This is a genomic window from Pseudomonas sp. Kh14 (genome assembly GCF_900291005.1).
Lineage (GTDB): Bacteria > Pseudomonadota > Gammaproteobacteria > Pseudomonadales > Pseudomonadaceae > Aquipseudomonas > Aquipseudomonas alloputida.
This window is the reverse complement of the sequence record NZ_OLKJ01000278.1, coordinates 1-241: the sequence shown is the minus strand read 5'-3', so window position 1 is coordinate 241 and position 241 is coordinate 1. Positions and strand designations below refer to the sequence as shown.

At 37.8% G+C, this 241-nt stretch carries 1 protein-coding gene; it reads left to right on the top strand.

Features of this window, described 5'->3' with window-relative positions:
* The coding region (locus tag FQ668_RS28110) for an RNA polymerase sigma factor region1.1 domain-containing protein (protein WP_218570934.1) at positions 1 to 241 on the top strand (241 nt) is incomplete at both ends.

Here is a 241-nt window from a genome sequence, read left to right as displayed (position 1 = left end):
GAACTCGTTCCCGGAGAAAACAGATTAAAGATTAACCCACAAGAATTGGCTATCAAAAAGTTGGTAAAAAAAGGAAAGAAACAGGGATATTTGACTCTTGATGATGTTTTATTTTTTTTCCCGAATGCTGAGGAAGAGATAGAAATGCTGGATTTTCTATATGAAAGATTGATGGATGCGGGTATAGACGTTTTTGACATTGGCTCTGAAAAGGAAGCTGAAAAAGTGGCCAGGCTTGAGG